Below are 16392 nucleotides of genomic sequence, written 5' to 3'. Positions count from 1 at the left end.
AAAAAGGATAAGAATGTACATAAGTGAACTTATTAGGGTAAAAAAGTGTGTTCATGTAACCGCTTCACTACTCCCCGTTCAATAGCAGAACCCGATATTCAGAAGGTGAACAGTCATAATAATTCCGGAACGCCTTGCTGAAATAATTTTTGTCCTTGTACCCCAACATCTCGGAAATGTCTTGGATTTTCAAATCGGGGGTGGATAGCAGCTCCTTTGCCTTATCCATTCTTACCTTTTGTACATACTCATGTATGCCATAACCATATTGCCCTTTAAAAAGTTTCATCAAGTATTCTCTGCTCAGGAAATATTTATCCGTGAACATCGATATTTTAATATTCTCAAAATAGTGATTATCAATGTATGCTTTAATATTTTCCAGTACGCTGGGGCGATTGCCAGCAAGGCTTTTGCTGATTTCATTGCCATAGCAATCTAGAATTCCGCTCAGTACCCGCTCAAATTCGCCAAAGGAAGCAAAATCGCTCCCGATGCCTAGCCCACGCAATCCTTTATCTTTACCGCCGCGAATACGTTCGGGGACCGCATCCAGCTCCGTCGCAATATCGTTCAGTAAAATAATAAATTCCTCTATCTGCCGGTCAGCCTCGCCCAGATTAAAACGTCCGGAAGCCTCCCATTTCTTTGTGAATTCGCTTAAAATACTTTTGGCATGATTGATGTTCCCGCTCTCCAGTGCGTTGCGAATCAAGGGCATACGTCCCGTCAAGGAGGGATTATCTTTCCCCTGGGAAGTATCGTTGCTGCTATTTGTGACAATCGCTCCCTTCAGCGTCAGGAGGTCAATCCCGTCGAGAGAGGCTTTGGCAGTCTCATAGGATTGAGCAAGCGCCATGATGTCACCATAGGGCTGTCCAATTCCTCCGGCAACAACAATTCCGAATAGCTCCTTCAGCGTCGAGACTAACTTCTTCATATGATGTAAAGAGCGGAAAGTTGCGTCCTCCTCATAGCCGCCTTTCATCGTGAAGATGGCGATGAACTCGCGTTCTCCCTTATGACTGGCGAAGCTGAAGGCCTGAAAATGCTCATCGCTATTCTCATTAATCACATTCGTGACGGCAAAATGCAGCAAATCCCGGTCCTCATGGAAGCGATTACGACGCACTTGTTCCAAATTGAGCACCCGCAGTACACCCGCAGCAAAATAGTTTCCCGTCGTATCGGCGCCGATCAACGGCAGAAAAGCCTCGTTGGACTGATTTTTGAAGCTGCGCTCAATGATCGACAGATAGATTTTCTCCTTTAGCTTCGGCAGAGACATGTTGAGCGTAATGTTCCTGTTGATGAACTCGCTTTCTTTCTTGCGTTTAGCCTCCAGCACATCGATAGCTTTACGCAGGGCCGCATTCAAATCCCCCCGGTTGACCGGCTTCAGCAAATAATCAACTACCTTAGAACGGATAGCCTGGCGGGTATATTCAAAATCATTGTAGCCGCTGATTACAATCGTCAGCAGTTCCGGGAACTCCTTCTCCACGATCTGCAGCAGCTCACTTCCGTTCAGCTCCGGCATCTTCATGTCAACCAATACAAGGTCGATCTTTTGCTCACGCAGCATGTCTAGGCCCATATTTCCATCCGTAGCCTCCAGTACCTGATCGACACCTAGTCCTTTCCAGTCTCCCAGGATGTTGATCGCCTCACGCAACGGTTCCTCATCATCTATAATCAGTACTTTATACATGGTTAATCCCTCCCCGCGGTAACCGCATGTCCATCTTTGTTCCGCCAGCATCACTGGTAATGGCCAAACCCGCAGCCTCACCATACAAAAGCTTCAGCCGCGTGTTCAAATTTTTCAGTCCAATGCTTTCCGTGTCACTTTCGGCAGCGTTTTCTCCGCCCTGATCCTCCCACTGGATTTGAAGAGAATTTCTCACTTGCTCCAGCCGCTCCCCGCTAAACCCCGGTCCATCATCCGTCACTGAAATAACAGTATGGCTAGGCGTCACATGCGCTTCAATGGTAATTGTGATCGTTATGGATACTTTTTCCAGCGCATGCTTGATGCAATTTTCTACCAAGGTCTGAATGGACAGCTTCGGAATCTCCAGCTCCAGCAAAGGGTCTTCCCACTGGTAGGCCACCTGCATTCTGTTTCCAAAACGAGCCTTCTGCAGTGCCAAATAACGTTCAATATGCTTTAATTCCTCTCTGGCATGGACCACATCTTTACCGCTAATACAGTATCTCAACGTCATAGCAAGATTATCGACCATATCGACAATATCATCATTGTTGTTTTTCAGCGCCTTGGTGGAAATGGCTTGCAGGGCATTATATAAGAAATGCGGATTGATCTCAGCTTCCAGTGCTTTGAGTACAGCATTTTTCTCGACAATTTTCATTTTATACCGTTCATTGATCAGCTCATTCGTCTTTTCCACCATCTTATTGAAGTGGCGAGACAGATAGGCAATTTCATCCTTTCCTTCAACCTGTGCTTCAGCGTCAAAGCTGCCTGTACTGAACCGCTTCATCTGCAGCGACAGATTCTTTAGCGGGTTCGTTATTTTGTTCGAAATAAAGCTGACCAAGATGACCGAAACGATTAAAAATAACAGTCCTATGAAATAGTTCAATTTGCGTGTTGTCGTAGCCGCTTCATAAATTTCTTTGTAGGGAATCGGCTTAATCAGCTTCCAGCCTTCTTTTTTGCTGATGTCATAAATCACTAGATACTTCTCTTCTTTATCCGACCACGTCACGCGTCCTCCTGAGGCTAGTGTCAGCTCCTTAAGCAGTCCCTCTTGTTCGCTCTGTTGATAAAACCCGGGGTCATCCACCACAAAAGGTTCATTATCGGGACTGACGTACATTAGGTGCTGCCCTTTACTGAAGGGAATATCCTTCATAATCTCGTCAGTAACCGAGGAGTTGAAATAAAGGGAGAGCACCGCCTGCGGCTCTCTGGAAACTATGGAGCGCAGCAATCGATGGTAGCCCATGAAGCTTTTATCCTTATTTATAGGGTAGTCGGAGCTATTGATCATCGAGGATTGGTTTTTTACAAAAGACTGGTAAGAACGGTTAAACGGGCTGGCCAACGCTTTTTTATACCAGGAAAGATTCTCAATCGACGGATGCTCGGCGACCCGCACGGTAATATTGTAGTTCTCTTTGGTGACATAATAATACTTGTGCTCCTTGATCACATACAGGTAGATAGCTTCCAGATCATTGCGGGAGAAGTACAGGTTCTTCAAGTAGTCCTCCACATACATCTTCGAGGCATAATCCTCCGATTCATGCAAAATCGCATAGGTGATCTCGTCATACGATATTTGCGGCAGGGATAATTGCTCGATGCCGTCCAAATAACTCTCCAGATTCCGGCCGACAAGCAACAGATTGTTGCTCGTACTGGCGATGCTGTTATTCACCGATTCTTTTCGCAGCATGCCGTATGAAATGAACGTCAGTGAGGTCACCACCAAAACAATGATGATTGTAAACAGCAAAATAAGCTTGTTCGCCAACCTGCGTGAGACAAGCTCCAGCACGGGTTCAAACCGCTTTATGATCCACTTTTTAATAATGACCGGCAACCTCCCCCACGATTTACAGGCTTAATTATAAATATTTCAGTTCACCTTTTTACCCCTAACTGTACTCTTAAATCCATTTTTGAGTATAGGGCACTGCTCTATAATACACAATATAGACTAACCGGAATGGTTATGTGTGGCAAGCCTAGTCGATATTACCACCCAACAAATCAAGAAGAGGTGCATCCATGTTAAAATCACTCGGCAAAAGATGGCGCGAGAAAACAGAATTCGGATTATTCACTCTCCCAGTCCTAATCTGTATCGCTGTAGCATTCTACATTCCGTTTGCCATGACTATCCGCTATTCGATGACCAAATGGAACGGAATTTCGAAACACCCTAAGTTTGTCGGACTTGATAATTTCAAACAAATCTTTATGGGCGACACCAACTTCGCCAATTCAGCCTGGTTCACCATAAAGTATGCGATTCTGTACATTGTTCTCGTTAACGTGCTGGCCATCTTGCTCGCATTAGTTCTGGACATGAAGCTGAAGAGCACCCCTTGGCTGAGAGCCGCTTTCTTTATTCCTTATATCCTCAGTCTTGTCATTGTCGGTTTTATCTGGAAATTTATCTTTATGCAAGGTTTCAACTCACTCGGAGAAAGTACAGGCTGGTCCATATTTGGTCTAAGCTGGCTAGGGACGCCAGGACTTGCTTTCGTCTCCATACTGGCCGTCTCCATCTGGCAGTCGATTGGTTTTTATCTGGTCATTTATATTGCCGGTCTGCAATCTGTACCTGAGGATCTCAAAGAAGCAGCCACAGTTGATGGCGCTGGTCCCATGAGAAAATTCTTCAGTATTACGCTGCCACTGCTCGCTCCATCCATTACGATTTCTGTGTTCATGGCACTGACCAATTCGATCAAGGTGTTCGATGTCATCCTGTCCTTAACCGGGGGCGGACCTGGCGGAACTACCTACAGTATCGCTTACGATATCTACCGTGATACCTTCCAGAACAATCTGTATGGATACGGTACAGCGAAAGCGCTTATCCTGTTCCTGGCCGTCTTGGTGGTAACCATTCTCCAGTTAGCATTCTTCAAACGAAGAGAGGTTGAGGCATAATGAATACAAACCGCAAAGCAGGACGAATCATTCTAGAGGTTGTTATGGTCATCCTCTCTCTTCTGTTTCTATATCCGCTATTTCTGACAATTATCAACTCGTTAAAAAGCTTTAGCGAAGTCATGACAGATGTCATCGCCCTGCCAAAACATCTGGTATTCGGCAACTATTCCTACGTGTGGAAGTTTATCAACTATCCGAAGCTGTTCCTGAACAACTTTGTCATTACCGGTGTAGGTCTACTGGGTATTGTGTTCATTTCATCCATAGCAGCCTACAAGCTGGCACGGACGAAATCCAGACTGAGCGGGGTGATTTATTTCCTCTGCATTATGCCGATGCTGATTCCGTTCCAATCGATCATGCTGACCGTTCTGCAAACGGCTAAGACTTTAAATCTCTCTGAGAGTACTTGGGGACTTGGGTTGTTATATTGGGGTTTCGGTGCTCCACTCGCCGTGTTTATCTACCATGGATTCGTCAAAGGGATTCCGGTTGAAATTGATGAGAGTGCCACGATTGATGGAGCTTCCGGCTTCCGCCTGTTCTTCAGTGTCATCTTCCCACTGCTGAAATCGGTCACAACAACCATTGTCATTATCGACGTAATGTGGATCTGGAATGACTTCCTGCTCCCGCTGCTTATGGTCAACGGCTCCCCAGATACCAAAACGCTGACACTGGCTGCCTACACCTTTGTGGGCCAATATACCTCAGATTGGCAATATGCGATGACTGCTATGGTCATGGCGGTGTTGCCATCAATCGTAGTATTCATCTTCTTGCAAAAGTACATCGTTAAGGGTGTTGTTGCGGGGGCGGTGAAGGGCTGATTAACTGATTCCAAACCTAGCTTCTGCATAAAAAGGGGGAGATCCATATGGATCTCCCCCTTTATGCAGACGTTCCAATACTTTGCATACTGCTTCAGTCAGCTTTTTATACAGACGTTCCAATACTCTCTGCATACTGCTACGGTCAGCTTTTGATGCAGACGTTCCAATACTAACTAGTAGTTTAACTGTATTTTGTACAACTATAACTCTGCAACTCGCTCGGCCGATGGATATAGCTGTATTTCGTACAACTATTCTCTTGATTTAATGCCCTCTAGGCCGATTTTCTAGTTTTTAGTTGCATAGAATACACTTAAAAGCAAAATGGTCCGTTTTACATATAAAATAGGTGTATAGAATGCAGTTATTTCACAAACACAACGGTGATCTTTTATAGGCACTCCATAGGTATTCCATACGCCACATCCTACGTACACCATACATACACCATACGTACTCCATTCGTACTCCATACGGACTCCATACATACTCCATACGTACTCCATAAGTACTCCACACATTTCGCATTCCAACGAGATCGAGCGTGATCCGTGAATAGTTAATCAGAGTTTGTATTAATTAAAGCGCCTTCTCCGTGACCCTGCCGTTAGCGTCTATGTTGGCATTAAAAGATAGGGTATTCATCAGCTTAATCGTTTTCCTATTGTAGGAATCATCCATAAAATTAGGCTGTCCGCCAATGATTTTGACAGGTGTAATCTTGCTGGTCATCTTGGAGTCCTTAATCTCAACGTTCAATAGCATAGAATTAAGTGTTTTTTCCCCACCACGTGTGGAGCGATTAAATACAAAGTTCCCAAGTGAATAATAAATGGGCTTGTGCTTATAGTATTCGATGCCCATAAGGCAGTGACTGTGTGCGCCAAGAATTAAATCCGCCCCGCTATCAATCATCTGTTTAGCTAGTGTGCGAGCGTACTTTTCAGGGAAATCCTTAAACTCTTCATTCCAGTGAATATATACGATCGTGTAATCATTCTCCTTGGACATCTTCTGAATGGCGCTAAGCATAGGCTGCGAGGTGTAAGCTGAAGCGGCTCCCGGTTTGTTTTTGCCGGCATACCACGAAGGATTTGAAAGCACACGGCTAACGCCAAGGATGGCGATCTTTTTCCCTTTTACCGTCTTAGTATAAGGCTTGAACGCTTCATCTTCGTCTTTGCCAGCTCCTGTATGGCCAATCTTGTTTCGATCCAAATGGATCAGCGTGTCGAGCATAGCGTCTTTTCCATAATCCAAAATATGATTATTCGCCAAGGACACTCCATCAATCCCGGCATAGGTTAAGCCACCTAACGTTGCTGGTTTGGATCTGAAGGCAAAGGTTTTCTCTGCCGCTTTCCCTCGGATAGACACAGGCGTCTCCAGATTGGCGAAGGCGATGTCAGCCTTTTGCAGCGTAGATGCGACCTTTACAAACGGAAAGTTCACCCCATATTTAGCAATCTGATCGCCAACAAAACCATCCAAAAGGATATCACCCGCAAAAGCAAGCTTTATAGGATCTGAAGATAGTGAAGCTGCACTGGAAGCAGATGTCACAGGAACTATTAGTGATAACATAAGTGTAATAAGTGCTATTCTACGCAAAACCTTCGATCCTAATCTCAAAAAACACAGCCTCCTCTCATCTTTTTATTAGCTATGATCCTAGCATACTGGAAAGAGGTTACTAAATTAAGAGTAGAAAGACCTGTTATTCCTTTGCTTTTTTCAGAACGGCTCTGAAGCAATTTAATCCGCCCCACGCATCCGTATGCACAGCATCCGCAGGCAACTCAAAATCCGTCTCCCCCCAATACTGAAATCCAGTTTGCAGCAGCAGGTCATTCATAAGACTCAGATTTACCGTCGGGTAATCAAATGTCAATACCAATAATCCTTCTTCGTTCAACGTCCGGTGAAATTCCCGTAAAGTACCCACTGTATCCTCAAAGCTCAAATGCTCTAATACTGATATGCAAAAGACAGTGTCAAAGCTCTCATCCTCATAAGGCAGATCCGTCAGATTAGCTTGAGCGAAATGCAGGTTGTTTGTTCTTCTAGCGATAACCTGCTTCGCCGCTTTTTCCCCAATCTCATTCTCAATACATTCTTGGATAGCTTTCGGGTAAATAACCCTACTGTCCTTATCGCAGGCATAGACCTCTGCACAAACCCCTGCCAAATAAAACTTCAAGGGATGAGGAATCCCACAGGCGGCATCCAGCACAACACCATGCGGAGAAATAAAGTTAATACACCACTCATATTCAAAGGGACGGCTCCACCATGATTCCGGCAGATCATAAATCAACTTCTCACGACGTGCATCTGAATTTACGAAAAAACGCGAGACAAAGGGATGGGTTGGCATGGCCAGGACTCCTTTTTCAACGGAATTTTAGGTAGTGAGAGTATATTCATGATTTGCTGATTCATTCCATAACCTTACATTGAACGAGACAAACCCAAAAAAACGGCTGCTCCCTTAGGAACAGACCGTCTTTAAATATAACTGTATAAACCTTATGCGTAGAATGAAAGAGGTTTGGCCTCAATTCCATGTCTCTCGATCAACTTATCAAGTAACGCAGACCATTCCGCATCGACTGTACATTGCTCAGGATGTGCCTCGAACCAAGCAACCGACTGCTTGATCCCTTTGGAGAAAGGCACAGTAGCCTGGAAGTCAGGCACGAAACGTTTGATTTTGCTATTATCAAAAACACTGCTTACCGCTTGATCACCGATCAAGCCATCCGCTGTCCCTGGAGGGGAAAAGGCTGCGATAAAGTCTGTGGAGATATGCACAACTTTAGGTTCCACACCTGCCGCTTGTCCGATGGCCGCGTAAATCTGATTCCAATTTAATACCTCGTCGGAAGTTATATGAATGGCCTCACCTATCGCTTCCGGATGTCCAAGCAATCCAACGAAACCTTTGGCAAAATCCGAATTATGCGTCAGTGTCCACAAAGAGGTTCCATCTCCATGTATGACTAAAGGTAAGCCGCGGCGGATACGATCGATCAGTGACCAAGGATGCTGGCCACTCGTAAGTGCCGCAGGGATGGCTGTATTTCCATAGGTATGGGAAGGACGAACAATCGTAACCGGGAATCCGTTCGCCTTGTAAGCTTCCATCAACAGCTGCTCACACGCAATTTTATTCCTCGAATACTCCCAATAAGGGTTCTCCAGCGGTGTCTCTTCTGTAATTACATAATTACGCTGCGGCTTCTGATAAGCAGAGGCTGAGCTGATGAAAATGTACTGCGTCGTTTTACCAGTGAACAGGTCAATGTCTGCCTGCACATGTTCCGGTGTAAAAGCAATCCAGTCTACCACTACGTCAAATTCGTAATCTCGTAATACTAATGCGGCTTCTGCCGGATTACGAATGTCTCCTTTAATTACTTTTGCACCTTCTGGAACGAATTCATCCCGCTGTCCTCTGTTGAACAAATACAGCTCGATTCCTTGAGCTACAGCCAACGGGGATACAGCCTGACTAATTAATCCCGTACCTCCAATAAATAAGACCTTCATTTTGCACGCTCCTTATAGTGAATCCGGCTCGTTATTTACTGGTTAACATAATCTCGCCATACGTGCTTCGGCTGCCAATTCAGCAGCTTTTTGGCCTTCTCATTACTGAGTAGCGACTCGTGACCCTCCAGCGGCTGGCGGAAATCCGTCACCTCTGGATAACGTGCGGCCATTAGCTCTCTGCTAGGAACAGCCATGCTGGTCTCATCTGCACATATATTAAGAGCAACCGCGCCCAATCCATCCGTTTCGATTGCCAATTGGCAAGCTGTTGCTACATCCCGTGTATCAATATAACTCCATAGAATCCGATCGCGCTGCGCTGGATCATGAATGAAGGAAGGGAAACGTTCATACGCCGATGGATCAATAACATTTCCGATTCTTAGGGAAACGACCTGTATACCCTTTCTGCGATAGAACATCTCAGCGGTTTGCTCATTCACAACCTTAGACAGACCGTAGCTGTCTTCAGGCAACTGTGGATGCTCCTCATCCATAGGCACATACTTCGGCCCCAAAGGATTAACCGCAAAACAGATTCCGTAGGAGGATTCACTGGAAGCAATCACTGCTTTTCGAATCCCGAGACCCGCTGCAGCCTCCAAAATGTTATAGGTAGATACTACATTATTTTGAAAGGTGACCTCACTCGTCTTTATATTTGCAGCTGGGATCGCAGCCAAATGTACAACTGCATCAGCGCCAGCAAGTACACCATATACTTCACCCAAATTATTCAAATCAGCAATCATCGTTGGGCACAAAGAATCTGCGGATTTTTGCGTATCTACATTCACAACCTCATACCCTTGCTCTACAAAATGCCGGACCACCCATCTGCCCAACATCCCACTGCCGCCTGTAACAACTACTTTCGCCATGAGCGTGTCTCCTTTTTTATGAAGCTAACAACTACTCCAGAATCTCCTCAATCTGCTTCAAAATCTCTTCCGAAAGCTCCATACCCGAAGCCTTAACATTCTCTTCGACCTGCTGCGGACGGCTGGCACCCACCAGTGCACTAGCTACATTAGGTTGACGCAAAATCCAAGCCAAAGCCAAATTCCCAACAGAAATATTCAGTTCCGTGGCGATCCCACTCAATTGGCGGACTTTTTCAATCTTTTCTTCTGTAATCGAATCTTTTAATCGATCCAGCTTAGCAGCACGGCTATCCTCAGGGATGTCCGTGTTATACTTTCCAGTTAACAGCCCTTGAGCCAGTGGAGAAAATACCACCTGTCCAATCCCACGGCGCTCACCGAGCGGAATAATCTCTTTCTCAATATAACGGTTAAACATATTATAAATCGGCTGATTAACAACAATATGATCTAGCAAATAGCGGTCTGCTACAGCTAACGCATCGGTCATTTGCGCCGCCGTCCACTCACTAACACCGACATAATATACCTTGCCTTGCCGAACCAGATCATCCAGCGCACGTAAGGTTTCTTCAATTGGAGTTTCCGGATCAAAACGGTGGCAATACATAATATCCACGTATTCTACTCCGAGACGTTTCAAGCTAGCATGACACTGTTCCGTAATATGTTTGCGGGATAGTCCACGGTCGTTAGGTCCCGAGCCCATTTCCCCGTATACTTTAGTAGCTAATACATAGGACTCACGAGAGTAGTTACGTAAAGTCTCACCTAGTACTTTCTCGGCAGCACCTTTTTCATAAACATTTGCAGTATCAAAAAAATTCACGCCTAAGTCGTAAGCGGTTTCAATGGCATTAACAGCATTATCTCTTTCCACATAGCCTCCGTATGTCAGCCAGCTTCCCAAACTAATCTCACTGACTTTTAAACCGGTTCCACCTAATCTGCGATATTTCATAATAACTGCTCCTCTCCATAGTTCCGTGTTTGATTTTGGCAGGTTGCTTAGCACTCATATTCATTCTAGAATAGTTTGTATATAATAGAAAGAAGTGAAAATTAGTTTATTATATGATCTCTAGTGTAGTTACTATACTAGAGTATAGTAGCTTCACAAACAGGAGGAGATACCTTGAAGACAGCTAAATCTACTAATAATTATATCCCCAAAACCCCTGTTACTATTGAATGTAATGTTGAAAAAACACTTGAAGTATTAGGTGGAAAATGGGCCTTTCTTGTCCTCAGAGAGCTATTCGACGGCACGCAGCGTTTTGGGGCACTGCAACGAAAAATCACTAATGTGTCTCCCCGCGCACTGACCACTACGTTGCGCCATCTGGAGGAGCATGGTGTGCTTGAGCGTCACGTATTTCCGACTGTTCCTGTTACGGTAGAATATTCGCTTACTCCCAAAGGTGAGGATTTACATCAAATTTTGAAGGAAATGAAGCTGTGGTCCGCGAAATGGACTTAGCTTGAGCAGATTGTGACTGATGAAAAAAGAAGCTGTCCAAAAAGTAGAGAATTCTACTTATAGGGTAGCTTCTTTTTTATAAATTGGCTATACAATGGATTCTTACTTTAACCCATGGGATATGTGCGGCGTGCGGTGTGCGGTGTGCGGTGTGCGGTGTGCGGTGTGCGGTGTGCGGTGTGCGGTGTGCGGTGTGCGGTGTGCGGTGTGCGGTGTGCTGTGTGCTGTGTGCTGTGTGCTGTGTGCTGTGTGCTGTGTGCTGTGTGCTGTGTGCTGTGTGTGATGCGCCGCGGTGTGCGATGTGTGATGTGCGCTTTAGTGTAATTGGGGAAAAACTCCCTAAAAATAGCCGATATTCGCTAAAAAAGAGCATAATGAGGGAATTTCTCCCTAAAAATCGGGTTGATTCCTTTCTTTTTCACCAAATCAGGTAAATTACAGGGAGGTTTTCCCTAATTATAAGTTAGATGACCAAATATCTAAGAATTATAGGGAAAAATTCCCCAATTATAGAGTCGGAATGCGTATTTGGTTAACTGAAAACAACCGGAGATACCAGCGATTTCTGCGTCAAGTCATACACAAATTGCCGTTTGAGGTCAGCAGGCTATGCCTTGCCTTCAATCTACTACTGAAGCAGATCGCGGATAATCAAAAACGCAGAGCAGCGAAGATCCAATAGGAGGATGAATCGCTGCTCTTTTGACCCTTGCATTTTTGAAAATGAAGGAGAGGTCGTCTCTTTTCGTAGAAAATCCACCTGTAGAACAACCCCTCCAACATTTTTACTATATTGATCTAATATTTATCCACAATCGCGCCGAGAACTGCCGTATTTACATAGGGTTTTCCTTTGAGGCTTTGCAGCTCTTTCGCTGTTCCAGTAACGACAACTCCCAATAGCTGTACATCACTGGCGTCCGGCGCCGCTTTATCCTTTTTCAAGTAATTCGAGATTCGCTCAAACTCTCCGTAATGCTTGCCCTTCATCTGAAGCCCATAGGTTAAGGATTGTAAAAAATCCTCTGGTTTCGGCTTAAATAACCCCTCCCATTCCCCACCGTAGCCATATACTTGTCTAGCTGATTCCGGTAAGGCATATTTATTCGGACCGCTGTCATTCCTAATAAACTCAAGGTTCCTTTTATCGTCATACGTATCCACCCAATACCATGTCTGTGTCAAACCCGCCGGCAGCATCTTCTCTACCTCTGCCTGAGTGTAGCCTTTATCAAAAGAAACTGCCATTTCTACGAGCTTACCAGGTTCCATTTGTTCGAGTGCAGGCAGGTCATTCAGCACTTTTTCGTTATAATTCACTCCAGGCACATAAAACATCATTTCCCGCTGAGCATTTTGACTGTTATATCCTCGGTAGTATTCATAATTTTGCTGTGTCATTACCGGGTCAGGAACATTTATACTAGAGTATCCCCTATTAAGCAGAGAAAACCGGCTGCCCATATCGAAATACAGTTTTTTAGTATCCCATACGATGGGCACACCCTCAACAACTTTGTAAGTGCTCAGTTCAACTTTACCCGATAGAAACCCTAAATCAAGTTCAGTTCTCAACTCCTGAAGGTTAGGACTGCTAATCTTCATCATGATCCTCTCTTCATCCAAACCACGCATCGCCAACCAGCTTGTCAGATGGGCGTTACCCAGCATCCCGCCGAATAATACTATAACCGTCACCACTAGAGAAATGATTGTGTTTCGAATCATTGTTTTTCGTTTTGCCTTCTTAATTACTTTTGAAAGGTTCTGATCATCCTTTTGTTCCCATGGAGCTGTCATTCCGCTTCACCTCTATACTTTTTTTGAAATTGCTTGCGGGCACGAAACAATGCCGATTTCACTGTATCTGTCGTAATTCCCAGAAGCTCAGCTATCTCCTGATAGGACAGCTCCAGCTCATATTTCATAATAATGAGTTGTTTATGGAGCGGTAGAAGCTCATCCAACACTCTTTCGATGTCTTCCCGTTTCTCTTTTAACAGCACATGATCCTCTGGCAATTCCATATCCGGCACATCTACATAGTCAATAGGAATGACTATCCGCTTGCGTCGGCGGCACAGATCATAGTAGCGGTTGATCGCTACTTTATATAACCATGCACTGAATTTGTTCTCATCAATGGAATCAATATACAAAAGAGCCTTATACACCGTATCCTGTACGATATCTTCAGCGTCGGCTGCAGGTGCCCCGAGACGAATCAAGTATTTTTGAATTTCTAACATTTTAGGTTGAAGTATCTGATGTAGCTGCCCGGGCTTCATCCTGCACCTCCCTTCGTATGTATAACGATAAAGTTCTCGGAATGTTAGCTTATGAGGTGAAAAAAATTATAAAACAAAAGACGGCTGCCTCAGAAAGACATGCCGTCACATTTTAAAGAATGAATAAGGTTCCAGTACAATTCCTATATATCCGTAGGATTCATTGCCTGCTGAGCTGTAGATATGAGTATGGTTTGAACTTTCAGAGATTGTTTGTCAATAATGAAGCCTATATAGAACCCACCCTCCATATTATCCATTTCAAAAGGTGACAATCGGGGCTCATACACTCCACCCTTGTTCTCAAACCAGTAACTCACTATAATCCCGTATTCGTTATCCACTGCAACGTATGTACCGTATGCCTTTAGCACATCTTCCAATGTACTTACCCCAGGTCGAATATTGTTCAATGTACCTATGTGGATTGGATCAATGCGCTCATTATCTTTGTCTATTTTCCAAGCGTTCAGCCGACCTTCGGTATCATAATGTACAGATACTTCTTTATACATTTCATTATTGAATACATCTTGACCTGTTGAATCCCCGTAATGTTCCTCTACTAACATTCTTGAACTCCCAAAATCAATAAAAAGATTACGTACACTATCCGCTATTCCGAAATCACTATCAGTTACCGGAGCCGCTATAAAGTCCTTCAAGCCTGTACCCTGTTCCGGTAATGACGGTAATAGACTCCGATCCGATCGTTCTTCTGGACGAGAATTTACAGTATATATTCCCTTAAGCTTGAGCATTCTCATCCATTGTATAGCCTCTGCTCTTGTAAGCGGGAGATTTCCTTTAAAACCGACTAAAGTTGGCTCCCCGGGAAGTGGAAGTAGAGAGTTACCCAGCAAATAAACGACGGAATCCGTGTCGTTGTAATTCATCCCTAGACCAGATACAACTAACCTTGCGGCGGCCATTCTGGTGATTGGAGTCGATCTTGCCACTGGATATTGTAGTCCAGTAACTGGATGATTCCACCACTTAGCCATTCTATACGGTGCTGCTGTCCATTCTTCGCCTATGCTAGTAGCCTTTGGATAGCCGAAAGAAAGATAAAATAATTTCAAAAATTCCGCTTCCGTAATCGGCTGATCCGGTCGAAAGCTCCCATCATCATAACCAACCATCAATTGGTTGCCTAACGCCCAGCGCACCCAAGGTTCAGACCAGTGACCTTGAATGTCAGTGAACAGTGAAGATGCCGGATCCTCCTCACCGTCCTCTTCCACTTCTTCATATGTCCCTGTATTCTCGTACGTTGTCGTTTCAGCATGAACTCTATAACTCACGTTGCCGCATGTCACAATTGTCCCCGAGATAAGACCTAGTACCAATAGCTTCATTATCTTCAATTTAATAATCCCTTTCGTTCTTATCGGTAAGGGGTTCCTGCTCTCTTTGTCAGGTTTATCGTGATTAACCCTTTATCTTAACTATCGGGTAAAAAGTCTGATTCGTAAATATACTGCTCTCCTTTTTCACAAGAAAAGCCAAAAAAGATCGCTCCCCTTCATAGCGGGAACGATCTTAACCTACCTACTACTTAGACCTTTAATCGACGTTCGAAAGCTTTGGGGATAAGCATTATAGCAAGTATACCTATGATTATCACCGAAAGAATTGACAAGGGTAGATGTAATATAGGGATGCCAAAAATGTTATAGGATACATATTTTACGATTAAGGATCTGCTAACCATTACACCTGACGGTAAAAAAGAGATTATTTTGCCCAACATTCCAGGCAAAGAGAAAAGGGGAAGAATAACTACGAATGCTGCCAGTCCAAGACTGCTTAAGCTACTCCGACACAAAGCGGATATCAGCGCCGTCAATAACAATAGACCACATGCAGCCAGCAAGGTTACAGCATATTTCAGGGCAAATCCCTGCAGCTGGGTTAAGGCATATGGAGTCTCATCAAAATAAAAGTAACTATTCAGCGGGGCATTCCAGCCCACGAAGCCGAACGGTAAACAGGCCAGCAATGTGCAAATTCCGTAAAAAAGAGTAACCCAGCTAAACGTAACTATAAATCCAGCTAATAGTTTTGCCGAAACAATCTTCAACCTTCCGTATCTACTAGATAGAATAAGTGCATCCATTCTATAGTTTTCCTCACCAGAGAACAAGGGTGCCAGCGCAAATACTAGAATAAGACCGATCAGAAGATCGCCGACGCCAGGCGAGCTTGAAAAAAATATATGTAATAAGTCCCAGTCCTCCGTTACATAAAACCCCCGTGGTTTTCCCTCCTCCAGCATGGAGAGCTTTTTAGTAACATCTCTTAGTGCATAAGATCCTGGTTCTTGCTCTAATAAAACCTTCTGCTCTCTCAGCTCTGTTAAATTTCTGTTGAATTGATCTGCCATATAAGCTGTACCAGCATAGTGTTGCTCCAGAATTCGTTTCATCTTCTCCTCTTTGGGCCAAGCGCTGTCTTCAGCATATTCTTCTTTGAGTCTAGGTGCGTATTTCAAAGCTAAATCTGGTTGAATCGTTCCTAGATGAGCGGCAATAGCTTCAGGCTTTTCCTTGTTTACAACCAATAGACTATCCGAACCGGATGGGTAGAAACTAACAAAACAAAAAATGGCTAATGCAATACTTCCAGCTATAGAAATCCAGACTCTGGGAATCATAATTTTACGTAATTCAAACATCACCAGACGGTTCATGTG

14 protein-coding genes are annotated in these 16392 nt (G+C 44.3%); 3 read left to right on the top strand and 11 right to left on the bottom strand.

Going from position 1 to position 16392, the window contains the following annotated elements:
* Positions 1–67: 67 nt before the first annotated feature.
* Together NYE72_RS08865 and NYE72_RS08860 are read right to left on the bottom strand one after the other, a co-directional pair.
* Positions 68–1711 carry a response regulator gene (locus NYE72_RS08865; RefSeq protein WP_339211716.1) on the bottom strand — a complete coding sequence of 548 codons (1644 nt, stop codon included), beginning with the start codon at positions 1709–1711 and terminating at the stop codon, positions 68–70.
* Entirely contained in the window at positions 1704–3566 is a 1863-nt protein-coding gene (locus tag NYE72_RS08860) for a histidine kinase (protein ID WP_339212059.1), read from the bottom strand. Before NYE72_RS08860 ends, NYE72_RS08865 begins: the two co-directional genes overlap by 8 nt.
* A gap of 197 nt (positions 3567–3763) precedes the next feature.
* On the opposite strand from NYE72_RS08860, the gene NYE72_RS08855 reads away from it, so the two are divergent.
* Both NYE72_RS08855 and NYE72_RS08850 read left to right on the top strand, forming a co-directional pair.
* Positions 3764–4654 carry a sugar ABC transporter permease gene (locus NYE72_RS08855; protein ID WP_036684044.1) on the top strand — a complete coding sequence of 297 codons (891 nt, stop codon included), beginning with the start codon at positions 3764–3766 and terminating at the stop codon, positions 4652–4654.
* Complete coding sequence (locus tag NYE72_RS08850; protein WP_036684045.1) at positions 4654–5487, top strand: carbohydrate ABC transporter permease; 834 nt, start codon at positions 4654–4656, stop codon at positions 5485–5487. The genes NYE72_RS08855 and NYE72_RS08850 overlap by 1 nt, the downstream gene beginning before the upstream one ends.
* A gap of 582 nt (positions 5488–6069) precedes the next feature.
* Here the strand turns inward: NYE72_RS08850 and NYE72_RS08845 are convergent.
* The 5 genes from NYE72_RS08845 to NYE72_RS08825 form a co-directional block, all read right to left on the bottom strand.
* A complete protein-coding gene (locus NYE72_RS08845) occupies positions 6070–7122 on the bottom strand; it encodes a CapA family protein (protein ID WP_256717423.1) in 1053 nt (350 codons plus the stop codon).
* A gap of 85 nt (positions 7123–7207) precedes the next feature.
* Positions 7208–7867 carry a class I SAM-dependent methyltransferase gene (locus NYE72_RS08840; RefSeq protein ID WP_036684047.1) on the bottom strand — a complete coding sequence of 220 codons (660 nt, stop codon included), beginning with the start codon at positions 7865–7867 and terminating at the stop codon, positions 7208–7210.
* Positions 7868–8019: 152 nt separating this feature from the next.
* Positions 8020–9042, bottom strand: coding sequence for an SDR family oxidoreductase (locus tag NYE72_RS08835; protein WP_076100000.1), 1023 nt, complete (start codon positions 9040–9042; stop codon positions 8020–8022).
* Between the two features lie 35 nt (positions 9043–9077).
* Entirely contained in the window at positions 9078–9926 is an 849-nt protein-coding gene (locus tag NYE72_RS08830) for an NAD(P)-dependent oxidoreductase (protein WP_036684049.1), read from the bottom strand.
* Positions 9927–9957: 31 nt separating this feature from the next.
* On the bottom strand, positions 9958–10890 hold the full coding sequence (locus NYE72_RS08825; protein WP_036684051.1) for an aldo/keto reductase family protein: 933 nt from the start codon (positions 10888–10890) through the stop codon (positions 9958–9960).
* 174 nt (positions 10891–11064) lie between these two features.
* Between NYE72_RS08825 and NYE72_RS08820 the strand changes: the two genes are divergently transcribed.
* Positions 11065–11409 carry a helix-turn-helix domain-containing protein gene (locus tag NYE72_RS08820; RefSeq protein ID WP_036684053.1) on the top strand — a complete coding sequence of 115 codons (345 nt, stop codon included), beginning with the start codon at positions 11065–11067 and terminating at the stop codon, positions 11407–11409.
* Positions 11410–12207: 798 nt separating this feature from the next.
* On the opposite strand, the gene NYE72_RS08815 is transcribed toward NYE72_RS08820, so the two are convergent.
* From NYE72_RS08815 to NYE72_RS08800, 4 genes are all read right to left on the bottom strand, one after another.
* Positions 12208–13209, bottom strand: coding sequence for an anti sigma factor C-terminal domain-containing protein (locus NYE72_RS08815; RefSeq protein ID WP_076214333.1), 1002 nt, complete (start codon positions 13207–13209; stop codon positions 12208–12210).
* The gene (locus tag NYE72_RS08810; protein ID WP_036684055.1) at positions 13206–13697 is read right to left on the bottom strand and encodes an RNA polymerase sigma factor; all 492 of its coding nucleotides are present in this window, start codon (positions 13695–13697) and stop codon (positions 13206–13208) included. The genes NYE72_RS08815 and NYE72_RS08810 overlap by 4 nt, the downstream gene beginning before the upstream one ends.
* Before the next feature lie 143 nt (positions 13698–13840).
* Positions 13841–15055 (bottom strand): S-layer homology domain-containing protein, encoded by a 1215-nt coding sequence (locus NYE72_RS08805; RefSeq protein ID WP_256721475.1) that lies wholly within the window; start codon positions 15053–15055, stop codon positions 13841–13843.
* A 200-nt stretch (positions 15056–15255) separates the two neighbouring features.
* Entirely contained in the window at positions 15256–16389 is a 1134-nt protein-coding gene (locus NYE72_RS08800) for an ABC transporter permease subunit (protein WP_076214340.1), read from the bottom strand.
* Positions 16390–16392 lie beyond the last annotated feature (3 nt).

This window comes from Paenibacillus sp. FSL L8-0333, assembly GCF_037965665.1.
Taxonomy (GTDB): Bacteria; Bacillota; Bacilli; order Paenibacillales; family Paenibacillaceae; genus Paenibacillus_AQ; species Paenibacillus_AQ odorifer.
This window is presented reverse-complemented; position numbering and strand designations above follow the sequence as displayed.

Bases quoted from the DNA above. Each gene is read 5' to 3' on its own strand.
- NYE72_RS08830 (WP_036684049.1), bottom strand. From the start codon at position 9,926: ATGGCGAAAGTAGTTGTTACAGGCGGCAGTGGGATGTTGGGCAGATGG.
- NYE72_RS08865 (WP_339211716.1), bottom strand. From the start codon at position 1,711: ATGTATAAAGTACTGATTATAGATGATGAGGAACCGTTGCGTGAGGCG.
- NYE72_RS08825 (WP_036684051.1), bottom strand. From the start codon at position 10,890: ATGAAATATCGCAGATTAGGTGGAACCGGTTTAAAAGTCAGTGAGATT.
- NYE72_RS08855 (WP_036684044.1), top strand. From the start codon at position 3,764: ATGTTAAAATCACTCGGCAAAAGATGGCGCGAGAAAACAGAATTCGGA.
- NYE72_RS08850 (WP_036684045.1), top strand. From the start codon at position 4,654: ATGAATACAAACCGCAAAGCAGGACGAATCATTCTAGAGGTTGTTATG.
- NYE72_RS08815 (WP_076214333.1), bottom strand. From the start codon at position 13,209: ATGACAGCTCCATGGGAACAAAAGGATGATCAGAACCTTTCAAAAGTA.
- NYE72_RS08800 (WP_076214340.1), bottom strand. From the start codon at position 16,389: ATGAACCGTCTGGTGATGTTTGAATTACGTAAAATTATGATTCCCAGA.
- NYE72_RS08805 (WP_256721475.1), bottom strand. From the start codon at position 15,055: ATGAAGCTATTGGTACTAGGTCTTATCTCGGGGACAATTGTGACATGC.
- NYE72_RS08810 (WP_036684055.1), bottom strand. From the start codon at position 13,697: ATGAAGCCCGGGCAGCTACATCAGATACTTCAACCTAAAATGTTAGAA.
- NYE72_RS08835 (WP_076100000.1), bottom strand. From the start codon at position 9,042: ATGAAGGTCTTATTTATTGGAGGTACGGGATTAATTAGTCAGGCTGTA.
- NYE72_RS08840 (WP_036684047.1), bottom strand. From the start codon at position 7,867: ATGCCAACCCATCCCTTTGTCTCGCGTTTTTTCGTAAATTCAGATGCA.